Consider the following 17,156-nt stretch of genomic DNA (forward strand, 5'->3'; position numbering starts at 1 on the left):
GCGCACTGATGCCGCTCGATAGCAACGCCCCGGCGTGGGCGCACGAACTGGCGCTGGCCTATGAAAGCGGCGCGCACGGACAGTTCGTCCTGTACGGCAACGTCGGCGATCGCCTGCCGCTGTCGGGGCGACTGGTCAGCCTGACCCGCTGGCTGGAATCGCAGTTGCTCACCGGTTTCGACGTGGTGTTCCAGTACGACCCCGGCAACGGGCTCACCGTGCTGCGCGGCAGTGATCGCCTGCGCCAGTGGCTGGCCGGTCGCGATGACGCCGCCTGGCCGCGCGAACCGCGGGCGGCGGTCGAACGCGTTTCCCACTACCTGCGCTACCTCGCCAACCTGAAGGCGCTGGGACAAGGCGACGGCGAGCACGTGGCGGTGATCATGCGCGGCATCGATCAGGTGTTGCCGGGCGGGCGCGCCGGCGACTTCGAGATCGCCAGCCTGGCCAGCCTGGTGCGCGACTGGGCCAGCGAATCTCCGTTCACCGACCAGGCCTTCGCCAGTTTCCTGATCGCCGACAACCTCAACGACCTGCACCCGCAGATCGCTTTCCATCCGCGCGTCGCGCGCATCCGCGTGCCGCTGCCCGACGAGGCCATGCTGGGCCAGGCGCTGGCGCAACTGCGGCTGGATCACCCGGGCGCCTTCGCTGGGGCCGACGACGGCATGATCACCGGCGCCCTGACCGGCGTCAGCATCAGCGCCCTGCAAAGCCTGGTGAGGACCTGCGCCCACCAGGGCCGCGCGCTGGGACCGGCCGACTGGTTGCGGGTCAAGAAGCAGCTTGTCGAGGGCGATGCCAGCGGCCTGGTCGAGTTCATCGACTCCCGTCGCACGCTCGACGACTACGAGGCGCCGCCGGCGCTGAAGGAATGGTTGCGCCAGGACATCGCGCTGTGGCGCGCGGCCAACCTGCGCGCCCTGCCGATGGGTTACCTGTTCTGCGGTCCGGTCGGCACCGGCAAGACCTTCCTGGTCGAATGCCTGGCGGGCGAAGCCGGCGTGCCGGTGCTGAAGCTGAAGAACTTCCGCGATCGCTGGGTCGGCTCCAGCGAAGGCAACCTGGAAAAGGTCTTCCGCCTGATCCGCGCGCTTGGCCGCTGCATCGTGTTCATCGATGAAGCCGACCAGACACTGGGCAAGCGCGACTCGGGCAACGGCGACAGCGGCCTGTCCGGCCGGCTGTATTCGATGATCGCCCAGGAGATGTCCGACACCGACAACCGTGGCCGGGTGATGTGGGTGCTGGCTTCCTCGCGCCCGGACCTGATCGAAGTCGACCTGAAGCGGCCGGGCCGCATCGACGTCAAGATCCCGCTGCTGCCCACCACCACCGCCGCCGAAAGCGCGGCCCTGCTCGATGCCCTGCTGAAACGCTTCGGCATGGCGCCGGGCGCTGAGGCATTGCTGGCGCTGCCGTCCCCGTTGCCGCTGTTGCTGACTCCCGGCGCCGCCGAAGCCTTCGCGGTGAAGGCCTACCGGCAGGCCCAGACCACCGGCGTCGCCCCGCTGGAAGCGATCGCCGCGCTGCTGGCCGGCTACCAGCCGCCGGTGCCGCTGGAGGTGCTGGAGTTCCAGATGCGCATCGCCGTCGCCGAGGCCACCGATCTGCGTTTCGTGCCACCCTCGCTGCGTCCGCTGGCGGCCGGGAGCACAACGCCATGAATGCGTTCCGCTACGCCTGGGCCGCCTTCAATGCGCGTCCGCTGGGCATGCCGGTTCCGCCCAACTGGATTGGCCTGGCGGCCTTCGCGCTGGCCGGCATCTTCCTGACGCCGGGTTTCTTCGTGCTGGGCGCGGGCGCGGAAATCGCCTATCTGTACTGGCTGTCGAACCATCGCCGCTTCCGCGCCACGGTGGATGCGCAGGCGTCGCCGCAGGAGTCGGAAGCGGATCGGCGCTACCGCGAACTGCGGGATCCGCTGCCCGTCCCGCAACGCCGCCAGCAGGACGCGCTGGAGCACAAGGCGCGCGTGATCATCCAGATGCTCGACAAGTCGCCGGTGATGGCGGCACATGCGGACAGCCTGGAACAGTTGGTGTGGCTGCATCTGCGCCTGCTGGCCGCGCGCACCGCGATTGCCGGCGTGGTGCACACCGCGCGCGAGGAAAGCGCGGTGCTGGACAAGCAGGAAGCGACCATCGAGGCGCGGCTGGGCCGCGACGACCTGAGCGAGGAACTGCGGCGCAGCCTGCAGCAGCAGAAGACCGTGATCGACCAGCGCCAGGCCGCGCATGCCGATGCCGGTCGCCGGCTCGAGCATGTCGACTCCGAGTTGCAGCGCATCGGCCAGCAGGTGGCGCTGTTGCGCGAGCAGGCGCTGCTGGCCATCGACGAAGGCAGCATCGGCAGCTCGCTGGATGCGCTCAGCGCCTCCTTCGCCGAAGCCAATCGCTGGCTGGAAGGCCAGCGCGACCTGTTGGGCGTCCTCGACCTGAACGCGCAGCCCCGGTTGCCGTCGGCCGTGCTGCGCCCGCCCGTTCCCCGTACCGTGATCGAAGAAGGAGAGTCGTCGTGAGCCGATCCGTTTCCCCGCCGCGCCGCCAGGCCGGCAATGCCAGCGGCAAGCTGATCACCGCGGTGCTGGTGCTGGCGCTGCTCGCGTTCGGCGCATGGCTGGTGATGCGCGACATGGGCAAGGACGAGCCGGCGGGCGCGACGACCTCGCAGGCGGCTGCCGGCAACACCGACGGCAAGGCGCCGGTGCCGGTCGAACCGCAGGCCGGACTGCCCAACCTGGATGCGGCGGCGACCTACCAGCCCAAGGGCAACGTGGTCGACGTCGACATCAGCGAGTACGCCGGCTATGCCGGCCTGATCGCGGCCAACGGCGGACTGGAGCCCAATCCGGATTCGTTCTTCGCGCGCGAGTACGGCTTCCAGGTCCGGCTGAGCCTCAACGAGGAGGAAGGCTGGTCCAAGCTCAACAACGGGCGGGTCGCCGCCTCGGTGACCACCGCCGACACCCTGGCCGTGCTCGGCCGCCAGTTCGACGTGGTGGTGCCGGCGCAGATCGGCTTCTCGCGCGGCGCCGACCAGGTGGTGGTCGACACCGGCATCGCCAGCATCAACCAGCTCAAGGGCAAGGTGCTGGCGGCCTCGCAGTTCAACGAAAGCGAGTTCTTCATCCGCTATCTGGCCTCCGAGGCCGGCGTGCCGGTCAAGGTGCTGCGCGACCTCGACGGGCGCCCGGGACCGGGCGAACTGGGCCTGGTGTTCTACGAGGACGCCTTCGTCGCCTGCGACGCCTACGAGCACGAACTCCAGGGCGGGTCACCGCGCCTGAACGGTTGCGTCGGCTGGTCTCCGCGCACCGACGAGGTCGTCGCCGCCTCCGGCGGCCGCGCCAAGACCCTGGTCAGCAACCGCAACCTGCTGATCATCGCCGACCTGCTGCTGCTCAATCGCGGCTTCGCCGCCGCTCATCCCGACTGGGCGCGCGGGCTGGTGCACGGCCTGCTGGAAGGCAACCGGCTGGTCCGCGACGAGGCGGCCACCCAGATCCCGGTGATCGCCAAGGCCTTCAAGTGGAACGAGGCCGACACCCGCGCCGAGCTGTCCAAGGTGCATCTGTCCAACCTGCCGGAGAACCTGGCCTTCTTCGAAGGCACCATCGATTCGGCCGGCTCCTTCCAGGGCATCTTCCAGTCCTCGGTGCTGGTGTACGGCAACCTGATCAAGAACCCCGCCGACCCGGCCCGCTTCGTGGACACCGCCGCCCTGCAGGCACTGAAGAAGAAAAGCCTGTACGCCAACCAGAGCATCGCCATCGCGCCGATCCGCAGCGGCAACGCGCAGGTTTCGCTGGAGGGCGATGCCCTGCTGAGCAAGGACATCCGGTTCTTCTTCCAATCCAATTCGGCGGTGCTCGACAAGTCCGCGCCGGCCAATGCCGGCTACCTGGACACGATCAAGAACTTCCTCCAGGTCAGCCCCGGCTCGGTGGTGCTGCTGCGCGGCCACGTCGATGACGGCCGCCGCAACGAGTTCCAGAAACAGGGCGGACAGGAACTGGTCCGGAGCATGTCGCTGAAGGCGATGGAGTTGTCGCGCCAGCGCGCGCAGGCGGTCCGCGATGCCCTGCTGGAACGCCATCCCAAGCTGGACGCCAACCGGATCGAACTGGTCGGCCGCGGCTGGGAGGAGCCGGCGGGCACCGACAGTGACCTGAACCGCCGCGTCGAGGTCCAGTGGTTCACCCTGGAATAGCCGGGACGGCGGACCGGGTCTCCTGGAATATGCCGGAAACCGCCACCCTGCTTATAATAGGCCCCCTGTCCGTGGCGTCCGCGCCCGGCACTTGCCGCGAAACCCGCCCTGGTGGCGGTTTCCGACCCCGTTTTTCGTAGCCAAGCACGGCCCGCCGCCGTGCTGCCAAAGGTGGAACGTGCGTAATTACGACCTCGAATTCCTCAAGCATTTCTCGATGGTGATCGGCTTCCTGGTCGTCGTCACCCTGGGCCTGATCATCGGTGCGCATTTCCTGCACTCCTCGATCCCGGCGGAAGTGAACCCGCAGGCCGCCAAGCGCACCGAGGGCCGCATCGCCCCGTCGGGCGCGGTGTACGCCGGCGCCACCGGTGCCGCGGCCCAGGCCGCCGCGCAGGCCGCCGCCGCCGCCGCCGCGGCTTCGCAGGTCGCCTACGGCGGCACCACCGACGGCCAGGTCATCTTCGACAACCTGTGCGGCGCCTGCCACAAGAACGGCACCGGCAACGCCCCGATGCTGACCGCCGCCGGCATGGGCGCGCGCGCCGCCAAGGGCAAGGACACCCTGTACAAGCACGCCATCGAAGGCTTCACCGGTCCGGACGGCGGCATCATGCCCCCGAAGGGCGGCAACCCGGCCCTGACCGAAGAGCAGATCCACGCCACGGTCGACTGGATGCTGGCGAACGTGAAGTAAGCCTCCGGCTTGCACGCGTCGCTGAAAACGCCGCCTTCGGGCGGCGTTTTTCGTTGGTGATCCGAACTCCGCGCCAAGAGCCAATTCCCGCTCGCCTCCGGCGCCCGCCCCCTTTTCAAAAGGGAGCTGACAACACCGCTCCCGATCGCCCCGATGTCTTGCCTCCCCCTTTGTTGCGCTTCACGACCGCCGAGTGGCTGGTCAAAGGGGGATGACCCGCCATTTGGCGGTCGAGGAGCGTTGGCGCTTCCCCATCACCCGTCATCCCCGCTGGCTATCATGTCCGGCTCGACAATCCGCCAGACATCGCCATGCCCTTTCGCCGCGCCCTGCTCGCCACCGCCCTGCTGACCTGTGCCGCGATGGCCCGGGCCGGGGATGCCGACGTCATCGCCATCGGCCAGGTCCAGGGCGCCGGTATGGCCAGCCCGCTGGCGGGCCAGGCGGTCACGGTCGAAGGCGTGGTCACCGCCGATTTCCGCCGGGGGCTGGGCGGCTTCTTCCTGCAGGATGCCGGCGACGGTGATCCGGCGACCTCGGACGGCGTGTTCATTCCGCTCGCCTTCGACGCCAACGCGGATGAGGGCGAGACGCCGAAGGTCGGCCAGCGCTACCGGGTGCGGGGCGAGGTCACCGAGCTGGAACCGGGTCGGCAGGGCAGCCGCCTGACCGCGATCACCCCGGGTGACATCGAGCGTCTCGGAACTCCGGTGCCCGCGATCGACCCGGTCGTGCTGACGGCCGCGCCCGCGGACTGGGAAGCCCTGGAAGGCATGCGCGTGCGCATCGCCGCGCCGCTCACCGTCAGCGGCACCGATCAGGTCGAGCGTTTCGGCGAGCTCACCGCCGCGTTCGAAGGCCGGCTGTGGCAGCCCAGCGAGGTGGCCGCGCCCGGCAGCGAGGCGTTCAAGCAGGTGCTGAAGGACAACGCCCGCCGCCGCCTGACCCTGGACGACGGCAGCGGCGAGCGGGATCCCAAGGCCATCGCCTGGCTCGGCGGGCAACCGATCCCGCGCGTGGGCACCGTCCTGGAGGGCGTCGAAGGCATCGTCGACGAGCGCCATGGCAGCCATCGCCTGCAACTGACCGGTCGCCCGGCACTGCCCGCCCCCGCCTACCCGCTCGCGCCCCGCGTGCCGGGCACGCTCAAGATCGCCGCGTTCAACCTGGAAAACCTGTTCAACGGCGACGGCCACGGCGGCGGCTTCCCGACCCCGCGCGGCGCCAAGACCCCCGAGCAATTGCAGGCACAGCTGGCCAAGCTGGTCGCCACCGTGCGCGCGCTCGATGCCGACGTGGCGGCGCTGATGGAACTGGAGAACGACGGCTACGGCCCCGACTCCAGCCTCGCCCAGTTCGTCGCGGCCCTGAACGCGAAGGGCGGCGACTGGCGCTTCATCGACGCCGGCCAGGGACCGGGGCCGGACACCATCCGGGTCGGCCTGATCTACCGCGCCTCCCGGGTCACGCCGGTCGGCCAGCCCGCCACGCTGGCGGGCGGTCCCTTCGGCGACCGCAGCCGGGTGCCGCTGGCACAGGCGTTCCGGCGCGGGCAAGGGCCGGCGTTCGTGGTCGTGGCCAATCACTTCAAGTCCAAGGGCTGCTCGGAAGCCACCGGCGCCGATCAGGATCAGGGCGACACCCAGGGTTGTTGGAACGCGCTGCGGCTGGATTCGGCGCGCCGCCTGGACGCGTGGCTGAAGCAGGACCCGACCGGCCAGGGCGGCGCGATGACGGTCATCCTCGGCGACTTCAACGCCTATGCGATGGAGGACCCGGTGCGCTGGCTGCGCGAGGCCGGCTGGCGCGACGCCTTCGCCGTGGCCAGGGTGGAACGGCCCTACAGCTACGTCTACAACGGCCTGAGCGGCCGCCTGGATCACGCCCTGCTCACGCCCGCGCTGTCGGCGCGCCTGCGCGGCGCGGCCGAGTGGCATCTCAACGCCGATTCGGCGGACAGCGCCGGCTACCTCCACGGCGATGCCGGCCAGCCCTGGCGCAGTTCGGATCATGATCCGCTGCTGCTGGGGTTTGATCTCTGAGCAATGAGATGGTGGGTGTTCTTCAAAGGTAAAAGGAAGAACAAGGGGGTCTTGTTCTCCCCGCCAACAGCAAGCGCTTTTCAACAGCCTCATAGCTGGTCAATCCCCCGTCGCCTTCGGCGCCCGCCCCCTTTTGCGCTTTCAACAGCCGCATGGCTGGTCAAGGGGGCAAAACGGCGCGCGATGCCTGAACTCTCCGGCTTTTACCTCCCCCTTTGAAAAAGGGGGATTGAGGGGGATTTGCTCCTGAACCAGGCCCGCAGGACCCCGCTGCTACAATTCGCGCCTTTCGCGTCCGGCCGCCTTGGCCGGATCACGCCAGCCGCTCCAGGGGCCAGCCCATGACCAGCACCGCCGAACTGACCTCGCCGTCGTCCGCCAACACCCCGCAGATCGGCGTGCTGGACAACGACTACACCCTCGAACACAAGTACACCCGCACCGACGGCCGCATCTACCTGAGCGGCGTGCAGGCACTGGTCCGGCTGCCGCTGATGCAGCGCCTGCGCGATCAGGCCGCCGGATTGAACACCGCCGGCTTCATCAGCGGCTACCGCGGTTCGCCGCTGGGCGGTTTCGACCTGGAGCTGTGGCGCGCGCGCAAGCATCTGGAAGCGGCGGCGGTGAAGTTCACCCCCGGCCTCAACGAGGATCTCGGCGCGACCATGGTCTGGGGCACCCAACAGACCAACCTGTTCCCCGGCGCCAAGGTCGATGGCGTGTACTCGATGTGGTACGGCAAGGGACCGGGCGTGGATCGCTGCGGCGACGTGTTCAAGCACGGCAATGCCGCCGGCACCTCCCGGCACGGTGGCGTGCTGGCGCTGGCCGCCGATGATCACGCCTGCCGCAGCTCGACCCTGCCGCATGGGTCGGAAGACGAGTTCGTCAGCGCGATGATGCCGGTGCTCAACCCGGCCGGCGTGCAGGACATCCTCGACATGGGCCTGGTCGGCTGGGCGATGAGCCGCTACACCGGCCGCTGGGTCGGCTTCAAGACGATTGCCGAGACGGTGGAATCCTCGGCGTCGGTGGAAGTGAATCCGTTCGCGCGCACCATCCTGCTTCCGGAGGATTTCGACATGCCCGCCGGTGGCCTCAACATCCGCTGGCCGGACCCGCCGCTGGATCAGGAAATGCGCCTGCACCGCTACGCGGTCAAGGCCGCGCAGGCGTTTGCCCGCGCCAACGGCATTGATCGGATCGTGCTGGATTCGCCGCGCGCGCGATTGGGCATCGTCACCACCGGCAAGAGCTACCTGGACGTGCTGCAGGCGCTGGAGTACCTGGGCCTGGACGAGCGCGCCTGCGCCGACATCGGCATCCGCGTGTACAAGGTCGGCATGACCTGGCCGCTGGAGCCGATCGGCATCGCCGAGTTCGCGCGCGGACTCGAAGACATCGTGGTCGTGGAAGAGAAGCGCGCCTTCATCGAGCGGCAGATGAAGGAGTACTTCTACAACTGGCCGGCCAGCGCGGGCCAGCGTCCGTCCATCGTCGGCAAGTACGACGAGGCCGGCGAGTGGATCCTGCCGTCCACCGGCGAACTCACCCCGGCCACCATCGCCGGCGTGATCGGCCGGCGCATCCAGCGTTTCTTCACCAATGAATCCATCGAGCAGCGCCTGCGCTGGATGGAGGACAAGGAAGCCGAGCTCGCGTTGCCGCGCGCCAGCTTCCCGCGCGTGCCGCACTACTGCAGCGGCTGTCCGCACAACACTTCCACGGTGGTGCCGGAAGGCTCGCGCGCGCTCGGCGGCATCGGCTGCCACTACATGGTGACGTGGATGGATCGCGACACCGACACCTTCACCCACATGGGCGGCGAAGGCGTCACCTGGTCCGGGCAGGCGCCGTTCACCGAGACCGAGCACGTATTCCAGAACCTCGGCGATGGCACGTTCTTCCATTCCGGTTCGCTGGCGGTGCGGCAGTCGGTCGCCACCGGCGTCAACATCACCTACAAGATCCTCTACAACGACGCGGTCGCGATGACCGGCGGCCAGCCGGTCGACGGCACCCTGAGCGTGCCGCAGATCGCCCACATGATGCGCGCCGAAGGCGTGGATACCATCGTCGTGGTCAGCGACGACGTGCGCAAATGGAGCCGCCGCGAGCTGTTCCCCACCGGTGTCGAGTTCCATGATCGCGGCCAGCTGGAAGAGGTGCAGAAGCAGCTGCGCAAGGTGAAGGGTGTTTCCATCCTCATCTACGACCAGGTCTGCGCCACCGAAAAGCGCCGCCGCCGCAAGCGCGGCAAGATGCCGGATCCGGCCAAGCGCACGATGGTCAACACGCTGGTCTGCGAAGGCTGCGGCGACTGCGGCGTGAAGAGCTTCTGCGTGTCGGTGTTGCCGAAGGAAACCGAGTTCGGGCGCAAGCGTGAAATCGATCAGTCCAACTGCAACAAGGATTTCTCCTGCGTCAACGGGTTCTGCCCCAGTTTCGTCACCGTCCACGGCGGGAACCCGCGCAAGGGCAAGAAAGCAGCCGTGGCCGAGAAGCTGGAGACCCTGCCGGCACCGACCTTCAAGTCGGATCTGGCCCAACCCTGGAACATCCTGATCACCGGCGTCGGCGGCACCGGCGTGGTGACCATCGGCGCGCTGCTGGGCATGGCCGGGCACCTGGAAGGCAAGGGCGCGAGCGTGCTGGATCAGACCGGCCTGGCCCAGAAGGGCGGCGCGGTGACCACCCACATCCGCATCGCGCGCACGCCGGAGGACATCCACGCCGTGCGTATCGCCGCCGGCGAAGCCGATCTGGTGCTGGGTTGCGACATGGTGGTGGTGAACGACTACTGGGTGCTGTCGAAGGTGCGCGGCGAGCGCTCGCAGGTGGTGCTCAATACCTACGAGGCGATGCCCGGCACCTTCACCACCCGTCCGGACATGCAGTTCCCGGCCACCGACATCATCACCGGCGTGAAGGTGGCGCTGGGCGGCCGCGATCCGATGCTGGTCGACGCCACCCAGCTGGCCACCGCGCTGATGGGCGACGCGATCGCCGCCAACCTGTTCATGCTCGGCTACGCCTGGCAGCAGGGCCTGGTGCCGATTTCGTTCGACGCGATCATGCGCGCGGTCGAACTCAATGGCGCGGCGATCGAAATGAACCGGCGTGCGTTCGCCTGGGGCCGCCTGGCCGTGGTCGATCCGCAGGCGGTGCAGGAAGCCGCCGGCCTGATCCGCAATGCCCAGACCGAGTCCGAACGCACCCCGCGCAACCTGCGGATCCTGCCGCCGGGCGAATGGGAAAGCACCGAGTGGGGCGCCAACGCCGCGCCGCGCAACCCGGACAACGAGAGCGAACTGCGTGGCCTGCCGGAAGGCGGCGCCATCGGTGGCGAAGTCGCGTTCCTGCCGCTGGACGACCTGCGCCTGTCGCGCTCGCTGGACGAACTGATCGCGCGCCGCGTGGCCTTCCTGACCGAATACCAGGACGCCGCCTATGCCAGCCGCTACCGCGATCTGGTCACCCGCGTGCGCGCCGCCGAGAACGTGAAGGCGCCGGGTTCCACCGCGCTGACCGAGGCGGTCGCCCGCTACTTCTTCAAGCTGATGGCTTACAAGGACGAGTACGAAGTGGCGCGGCTATACACCAGCGGCGAGTTCCAGCGCCGCCTGCAGCAACAGTTCGAGGGCGACTATGAAGTGCACTTCCATCTGGCGCCGCCGCTGTTCGCCAAGAAGGACGCGCAGGGCCGCCTGATGAAGAAGGAATACGGCCCGTGGGTGTTCAAGGCCTTCGGACTCCTGGCGAAGCTGCGCTTCCTGCGCGGCGGTGCCTTCGACGTGTTCGGCCGCACCGCCGAGCGCCGCGGCGAGCGCCAGCTGATCAGCGATTACGAACGCACCCTGGATCAGCTGCTCGGTTCGCTGGATGCCGATCGCCTGGGCCTGGCAGTGGATATCGCCAGTATTCCCGAGCACATCCGCGGCTATGGCCACGTCAAGGAACGCCACCTGCACGAGGCCAAGGCGCGCGAGGCCGAACTGCTCGCGCAATGGAACAACCCCAGGGCGCTGCACGTCGTCCAGGTCGCCTGACCAAAAACCCCGCCTCGGCGGGGTTTTTTCTTTTCCGAACCGATGCGCGCGGTTACCGCCGCCGCACCGAGGCCAGCGCGGCGCGCAACGGTGGCTTCAGCGGCAACGCCAGCTTGCGATAGAAGAACGACAGCATCCGGCGCGAACGCGGCACCCGCCACGCCAGGCCTTCCTCGATCGTGTATACGCAAGGCGCGCAGGCACCGCAGGGCTTGCCGTTCACCGGCCGATGGCAGAACCAGGTCATGTCCATGAGCCGGTGCCAGCCGGCGGCTTCGGCTTCGCGCTCCATCGCCCGCTTGTCGATCTGGAATAGCGGGAAGCCGAAATGATGGAACAGGGTGTGTTCGGCGGTGCCCGCGTGGCGCGATTCGACGCGGTGGCTGCGATAGCCGCCGGCGGTCTCGAACGGCTGCACGAAGTCCGCCAGCAGCGCCTGCACCTTGTCGTCCACGTGCACGCTCAGCTCGATGCCCGCTGGCGCGTGCTGGCGGCAGAACAGCGCCAGCCATTCGTACTGGCTGCCGATGTAGACCCGCGATCGGACCTCGCGCAGCGCCTCAGTGATCACCGGGTCCCGCGCCAGTTCCGCCACCTGGAACACCCGCAGTGGCCGCAGCAACGCGCGGGTTTCCGGATGCGATTCGTGCAGCGCCGCGGTGATGCGCTGGATGCTGCGGCGTTCGGTGGCCGTCGACGCGCGCGAAGGATCCTCCAGGTAGTACGGCGTCACCGGCAGGCGATGCAGGAGCAGCAGCCGCAGCAGCTGGAAGGTCGAATCCCAGCCGCTGGTCCACAGCAGCGGAACACTCCTGACGGTGTCCGGCGTGGTGGCGGTGGTCGAATCATTGCGGAATATCGGTTCTTGCATGTACGCGGGAACTCCATGCCGATCGCCTCGGCGGGTTGGGTAACGCATCCACGACCGCAAGCAAGGGACTCCCGGTGCAGCGCGCGCCGATGCTAGCGTGGCCGCGCACGCGCAAGGTGCAATTCTCTTCACTCCGCCGGCTGAACAGGCGATGGCGACGCGAGTCTTCATGCGCGCCTCATGTTTGTCACGCCTCGTGGCGATTCGGTCCACATCGATGAATACGCATCCGTTGAACGTTCGTCGCGCGATCGGCACGGGCATGTCGCCAGCATGTGAAGGCACGCGGATCTTTGCGATGCGTGCACGTTCTGCTCACGTCTTCGCTACCCATCATCGTCCACCGGGGTCGACGGCAGAGATTGCCGCGCCCCGGCCATTTTCCTTCCCCCAGGAACGATTCATGCAAGCCCAATCGATGACCCGCGATCAGTTCTGGCAGTTCGCCGACAAGGCCAAGGAGGCGACCGAATCCCTCGCCGCGCAACGGATGCAGGTACTCGCCGATCTCTCCCCGGACGCGCTGCGCCAGGTGTGCATCCAGTACCGGTTCTTCACCATCGACTACATCAGCGATCTCGCCCTGCTGGTGGCGCGCCTGCCGTTCGGCGGACTGCGCAGCCTGCTCGGCCAGATCCTCGCCGAGGAACTGGGCGAAGGCGATCCCGAGCGCGCCCATCCGGCCGTGTACGACCGCTTCCTCGCCACCATCGGCGTCGCGCCCGAGGAACTGGAACGACCGCTGATGGCCAACGAGCGCATCCTCAAGGGGCTGACCCGCGACATGGCCAACAACCCGATCGCCTTCGGCGTCGGCCTGCGCGGCATGGGCGGCGAATGCCTGTGCCAGACCTACCTGTCGGTGATGTTCGAGCACATGCGCCGCAATCCGTATCTGGTCGCCAACGCCGACCGCGTCGACTGGGAGTTCTGGACCATCCATACCGGCGAAGAAGACATCATCCATGGCGAATTGACCCGCGCGGCCATCGACGAATACCTGCGCCACGATCCCGGCGTGCTGCCCGAACTGGCGCGCGGCTACGAGCGCAGCATTTCCGCCTGGAACCTGTTCTGGCAGAACATCCTCGACGCGTACACGCCACAACTGGAAGCCGCGTCATGAGCAACATCACCCAGTTCCATCTCGCCTTCCCGGTCCGCGACCTGGACGAGGCGCGCCATTTCTACGGCGACATCATCGGCTGCCCGCAGGGCCGCAGCGACATCTCCTACCAGGACTTCGATTTCTTCGGCCATCACCTGGTCGCGCACATCGGCGGCGACGGCCAGCCGTTGCACAACGGCCGCTTCGACGGCGAGGCGGTGCCGGTGCCGCATTTCGGCATGAACCTGGATCGGCCGGCCTGGGAAACGCTGGCGCGGCGGCTGAAGGACGCCCAGGTCGACTTCCACGAAGAACCGCACCTGCGCCTGAAGGGCAAGCCCGGCCAGCACGTCACCATGTTCCTGTTCGACCCCTCCGGCAACGCGCTGGAGTTCAAGTCCTTCGACGACCCGGAGCAGACGTTCATCCCGTGACCCTGTCCGCTTTGCGGCACTTTGTAGGAGCGACGTCAGTCGCGACCGTGCACCTACCAACGAGGCAAGTCTACGGTCGCGACTGACGTCGCTCCCACAAGGATGAGGCGTCAGCGCGGCGCCAGGATTTTCGACAGCCGGTCCTCGGCACCGGGGATGCGTTGCAGGTGCGGGTAGCGCAGACCGTCGCGGTAGTCGATGCGGACGCTGCGGTACTGCTCGCCCTGGCGCACCAGCAGTTCGATCGGTTGCGGCGATGCCTTGGCGGCGATGATGGCGCGCTTGAGGCGCTCGCCGGTGTAGGCCAGGCCGTCCACCGCGATCACCGTCATGTCCTTCGCGAGTCCGGCGGTGAAGGCGGGCGAGTTCCAGATCGCCTCCTGGATTTCGCCGTCGGAGGCCACCTTCAAACCGATCGAGAAACGCAGGTCATCGTTGCCGCCCGCGCCCTCCGCGTCGGTGATGGCCGGATTCGGTTCATCGGTATAGGCCAGCCGCCAGCCGGCACGCTCCAGTCCATCGAGCGGCGAGGCGGCACCCTGCCCATCCAGCCGCTCGCACAGGAAGCCGCGCCAGTCGCCGGGCTGCACTTCGTCGAGCACCCGCACCACGTCGTCGAAGCCGTATAACGAAATCGCCGCGTCGGCGCTGGCGCCAGCGTGGAAGCGGCGGGCGAAGTCGTCCAGGCTGCGGCGGCCGCGCGACTGTTCGCGCAGGCGCGCGTCCACCGCCAGCCACAGCAGCGAGCCTTCCGAATAGAAGTCGTAGCCGCGTTGCCAACTCGACCAGGCTTGCGGTGCATCGTTGTAGTCGACGATGCCCTGGTGCACGGTGTCCTGCAGGTCGCGCCAGTCGCGGCCCGGCTGGGTGGCCGCGGTCGCCAGCGTGTTCGCCAGCACCGCGCGCGCCTGCTCGGGCGTCCACAATCCGGCACGCGCGGCCAGCACCACCGCCCAATACTGGGTCTGTCCCTCGTAAACCCACAGCAGCGAGTTGTCGATGGCGCTGTTGTAGTGCGGCGCCCAGGTGGTGTCCGGACGACGGAACTTGCCGCTCCAGGCATGCACGTATTCGTGCGGCAGCAGATCGTTGTCGATGAAGGCCGCATCGCCGCGCAGGTAGTCGGCGTAGGTGCCGTTCTCGCTGGACTGGCGGTGCTCCAGGCCGATGCCACTGAAGCTGTCGGACAGCGCCAGCAGGAAATCGTAGTGCGCGAACGGACGCGGGCCGAACACCCGATCAGCCTGCGTCACCAGCGCGCGGTGCGCCTGCAGCATCGCCGGCGAGGCGTCCAGCTGCGCGGCGGTGTCGGCCATCGCGTTGAGGCGCACCGGCGTGGTGCCGGTATCCAGATCGAAGCGGCGGAAATGCTGGCCTGCGTAGACCGGCGAATCGATCAGGGTCAACAGATCGGTGGTGGCGTAACGCTGTTCGGCGCCATCGCGTGCCTCCACCGCGAGCGCGGTCGCCGACTCCCAACCCGCCGGCAGGCGCAGGGTCGGGGTGACGCGGATGCGGCGCGCATCATGGCCCGCCGGATACAGCAACACGCGATGCCATTGCAGCGACAGCATCCGTGGCGTCATCGCCACGCGGCCCTGCGACGAGGAGGTCGGCGACAGATACTGGAAGGCGACCTCGATCTCCGCCACGCCCGCCGGCACGTCCAGCTGGAACGCATACATGTCGCCAGGATCGCGGCGCCAGGCGATGCGCTGGCCGTTGCCGGTGATGACGAGCCCGGCGATCTGGTTGATCGGCCCGGTCGGCGCATGGTTGCCGGGAATCCACTTTGGATACCACAGGGTCAGCGGCCCCGCGGCGACCGGAATGCGTTCGCGCACCCGCTGGATGCGCCGGTCGATATCGCTGGCGTCGACGTCGAGTCGCAGCGTGCCGGGATAGTCCTGCGTGGAGAGGGACATCGAAGCGGGTGCCGGTATCGAGGCCGGCTGCGCGGCGAGCGGACCGCCCAGGAAAAGACCGAACGAACACAACAACCCCAATGGCAACCTGGACATTCCGCGCGCGTTCCCCTGTGACGTTGCATTCATCCTAGCCGTTCGCCATGAACGCGGCGACCCGCCGTGACGCGTCCGGTCCTCGTCAGACCTTGCGCCAGACCAGGCAGCGGTTGTTCGCCGGCATGGCGACATCGTCGATCAGCAGGAACCCCTGGGCCTGAGCCAACGCATCGACGGACTCGAAGTCGCGGATGCCCGAAGCCGGATCGCGCGCTTTCAGCCAGGCGTCGAACTCGCGGTTGCTCTCGCTGGTGTAGCGGCCTTCGTAGTTGAACGGACCGTAGACGATCAACGAGGCGCGCGCCCCCAGCACGCCGCCCAGGCCGGCGAAGAACGCCTGCACCGAGGCCCAGCCCATGATGTGCAGGGTGTTGGCGCTGAAAGCCGCGTCGAAACGTTGCGCCGGCCACTGGCCATCCACGTCCAGTTCCAGCGGCGGCGGCGTGTTCGGCAGATCCGTTTCGTCCAGCCACTGGCGGATGCCGGGCAGGTTGTCGGCGACGTCCGAGCACTGCCAGACCAGGCGCGGCAGTTTCATCGCGAAGTACACCGCGTGCTGGCCGGTGCCACTGCCGATTTCCAGGACCCGGCGGACTTCGGCGAAGTGATGGCGCAGCACCGCCAGGATCGGATCGCGGTTGCGATCGCAGGAAGGCGCATGGGGCTTGTCTTCCATCATCGCGCCGCTCCCGGGGTCAGTCGCGCCAGCGCACGTAGAAGCGCCGGCTGGCGCCGCCATCCCCGCCGCGCTCTTCCACTTCGAAGTGGCGGGGATGCTGCTTCAGCAGGTCGCTGAGTTTCTTCTGCCCGTACAGGCGCGGATCGAAGTCCGGGCGGATCTTGATCAGATAGCTGCCAACCGTGCCCAGGAACGCCCAGCCCTGATCGTCGGAGGCTTCCTCGATGGCCTGGCGGATCAGCCGCAGCGGCAGCGCTTCGCCGCGCGCCGGTTCCGGCGGCGGCGCGGCGGTCGGCTCGGCCTGGGTCGGTCCGTTCTTCGGCACGCCGGCTTTCTTCGCCGCCTTCTTCGCCGGTTTGGCGGGCGGCGGTGGCGCGGCCGGTGTTTCGCTGCGCAACACCTCGGTGTAGACGAACTTGTCGCAGGCCTGGACGAAGGCGTCCGGCGTCTTGCGTTCGCCGAAGCCGTACACCATCAGGCCTTCCTCGCGCAGGCGCTGGGCCAGGCGGGTGAAATCGCTGTCGCTGGAGACCAGGCAGAAGCCATCGAAGCGCTGGGTGTAGAGCAGATCCATCGCATCGATGATCAGCGAGCTGTCGGTGGCGTTCTTGCCGCTGGTGTAGGCGAACTGCTGCACCGGCGCGATCGAATGCTTCAGCAGCGCCTGCTTCCACTGGGTCATGCGGGTGCTGGTGAAATCACCGTAGATGCGCTTGACGCTGGCCACGCCGTATTTGGCGATCTCGCCCAGCAGTCCTTCGATGACGGCGGGCTGGGCGTTGTCGGCATCGATCAATACCGCCAGCCGGCGCTGTTCGTCATCGGGTTCCGGACGGGAGACCGGTCGGTTCTTCATGGCGCTCCTGCGTCGCTTCGCATGCCCGGCGGACTATGCCTGTCCGCGCACGCCATCGCAATCGGACCCGGCGGCGCGCGGTGAAAGGGAGACATGAAAAAGGGCGAATGTCGCCATGCTCTCTCAACGTGCAGAACAATTGCAGCGATTCGGCGCTTGCCCCTTCTCCCGCTGGCGGGGGAAG

12 protein-coding genes are annotated in these 17,156 nt (G+C 68.0%); 8 read left to right on the forward strand and 4 right to left on the reverse strand.

Features of this window, described 5'->3' with window-relative positions; genetic code table 11:
* Positions 1-8: 8 nt before the first annotated feature.
* From IQ458_RS03890 to IQ458_RS03915, 6 genes are all read left to right on the forward strand, one after another.
* Positions 9-1,667 carry an AAA family ATPase gene (locus IQ458_RS03890; protein ID WP_203321975.1) on the forward strand — a complete coding sequence of 553 codons (1,659 nt, stop codon included), beginning with the start codon at positions 9-11 and terminating at the stop codon, positions 1,665-1,667.
* Positions 1,664-2,521, forward strand: a complete 858-nt coding sequence (locus IQ458_RS03895; protein ID WP_203321976.1) for a hypothetical protein — start codon at positions 1,664-1,666, stop codon at positions 2,519-2,521. Before IQ458_RS03890 ends, IQ458_RS03895 begins: the two co-directional genes overlap by 4 nt.
* Entirely contained in the window at positions 2,518-4,212 is a 1,695-nt protein-coding gene (locus tag IQ458_RS03900; protein ID WP_203321977.1) for an OmpA family protein, read from the forward strand. The genes IQ458_RS03895 and IQ458_RS03900 overlap by 4 nt, the downstream gene beginning before the upstream one ends.
* A gap of 178 nt (positions 4,213-4,390) precedes the next feature.
* Positions 4,391-4,909: a c-type cytochrome gene (locus IQ458_RS03905; protein WP_183640072.1), complete on the forward strand. Its 519-nt coding sequence runs from the start codon at positions 4,391-4,393 to the stop codon at positions 4,907-4,909.
* 311 nt (positions 4,910-5,220) lie between these two features.
* Positions 5,221-6,951: an ExeM/NucH family extracellular endonuclease gene (locus IQ458_RS03910; RefSeq protein WP_203321978.1), complete on the forward strand. Its 1,731-nt coding sequence runs from the start codon at positions 5,221-5,223 to the stop codon at positions 6,949-6,951.
* A gap of 341 nt (positions 6,952-7,292) precedes the next feature.
* On the forward strand, positions 7,293-11,000 hold the full coding sequence (locus tag IQ458_RS03915) for an indolepyruvate ferredoxin oxidoreductase family protein (protein WP_203321979.1): 3,708 nt from the start codon (positions 7,293-7,295) through the stop codon (positions 10,998-11,000).
* Positions 11,001-11,052: 52 nt separating this feature from the next.
* Here the strand turns inward: IQ458_RS03915 and IQ458_RS03920 are convergent, their stop codons facing one another.
* Complete coding sequence (locus IQ458_RS03920) at positions 11,053-11,871, reverse strand: hypothetical protein (RefSeq protein ID WP_183640066.1); 819 nt, start codon at positions 11,869-11,871, stop codon at positions 11,053-11,055.
* A 403-nt stretch (positions 11,872-12,274) separates the two neighbouring features.
* Here IQ458_RS03920 and IQ458_RS03925 point away from each other — a divergent pair, with 403 nt between their 5' ends.
* Both IQ458_RS03925 and IQ458_RS03930 read left to right on the forward strand, forming a co-directional pair.
* Complete coding sequence (locus IQ458_RS03925) at positions 12,275-12,997, forward strand: iron-containing redox enzyme family protein (protein ID WP_183640064.1); 723 nt, start codon at positions 12,275-12,277, stop codon at positions 12,995-12,997.
* On the forward strand, positions 12,994-13,413 hold the full coding sequence (locus IQ458_RS03930; protein WP_183640062.1) for a VOC family protein: 420 nt from the start codon (positions 12,994-12,996) through the stop codon (positions 13,411-13,413). The genes IQ458_RS03925 and IQ458_RS03930 overlap by 4 nt, the downstream gene beginning before the upstream one ends.
* A 110-nt stretch (positions 13,414-13,523) precedes the next feature.
* Here IQ458_RS03930 and IQ458_RS03935 read toward each other — a convergent pair whose 3' ends face one another.
* The 3 genes from IQ458_RS03935 to IQ458_RS03945 form a co-directional block, all read right to left on the reverse strand.
* Positions 13,524-15,434 carry a M61 family metallopeptidase gene (locus IQ458_RS03935; RefSeq protein WP_203321980.1) on the reverse strand — a complete coding sequence of 637 codons (1,911 nt, stop codon included), beginning with the start codon at positions 15,432-15,434 and terminating at the stop codon, positions 13,524-13,526.
* A gap of 85 nt (positions 15,435-15,519) precedes the next feature.
* The gene (locus tag IQ458_RS03940; RefSeq protein ID WP_203321981.1) at positions 15,520-16,113 is read right to left on the reverse strand and encodes a DUF938 domain-containing protein; all 594 of its coding nucleotides are present in this window, start codon (positions 16,111-16,113) and stop codon (positions 15,520-15,522) included.
* A gap of 19 nt (positions 16,114-16,132) precedes the next feature.
* Positions 16,133-16,972 carry an NYN domain-containing protein gene (locus tag IQ458_RS03945; RefSeq protein ID WP_203321982.1) on the reverse strand — a complete coding sequence of 280 codons (840 nt, stop codon included), beginning with the start codon at positions 16,970-16,972 and terminating at the stop codon, positions 16,133-16,135.
* Positions 16,973-17,156: the final 184 nt, after the last annotated feature.

This window comes from Pseudoxanthomonas beigongshangi (assembly GCF_016820515.1).
In the GTDB taxonomy this organism is placed as follows: domain Bacteria; phylum Pseudomonadota; class Gammaproteobacteria; order Xanthomonadales; family Xanthomonadaceae; genus Pseudoxanthomonas_A; species Pseudoxanthomonas_A beigongshangi.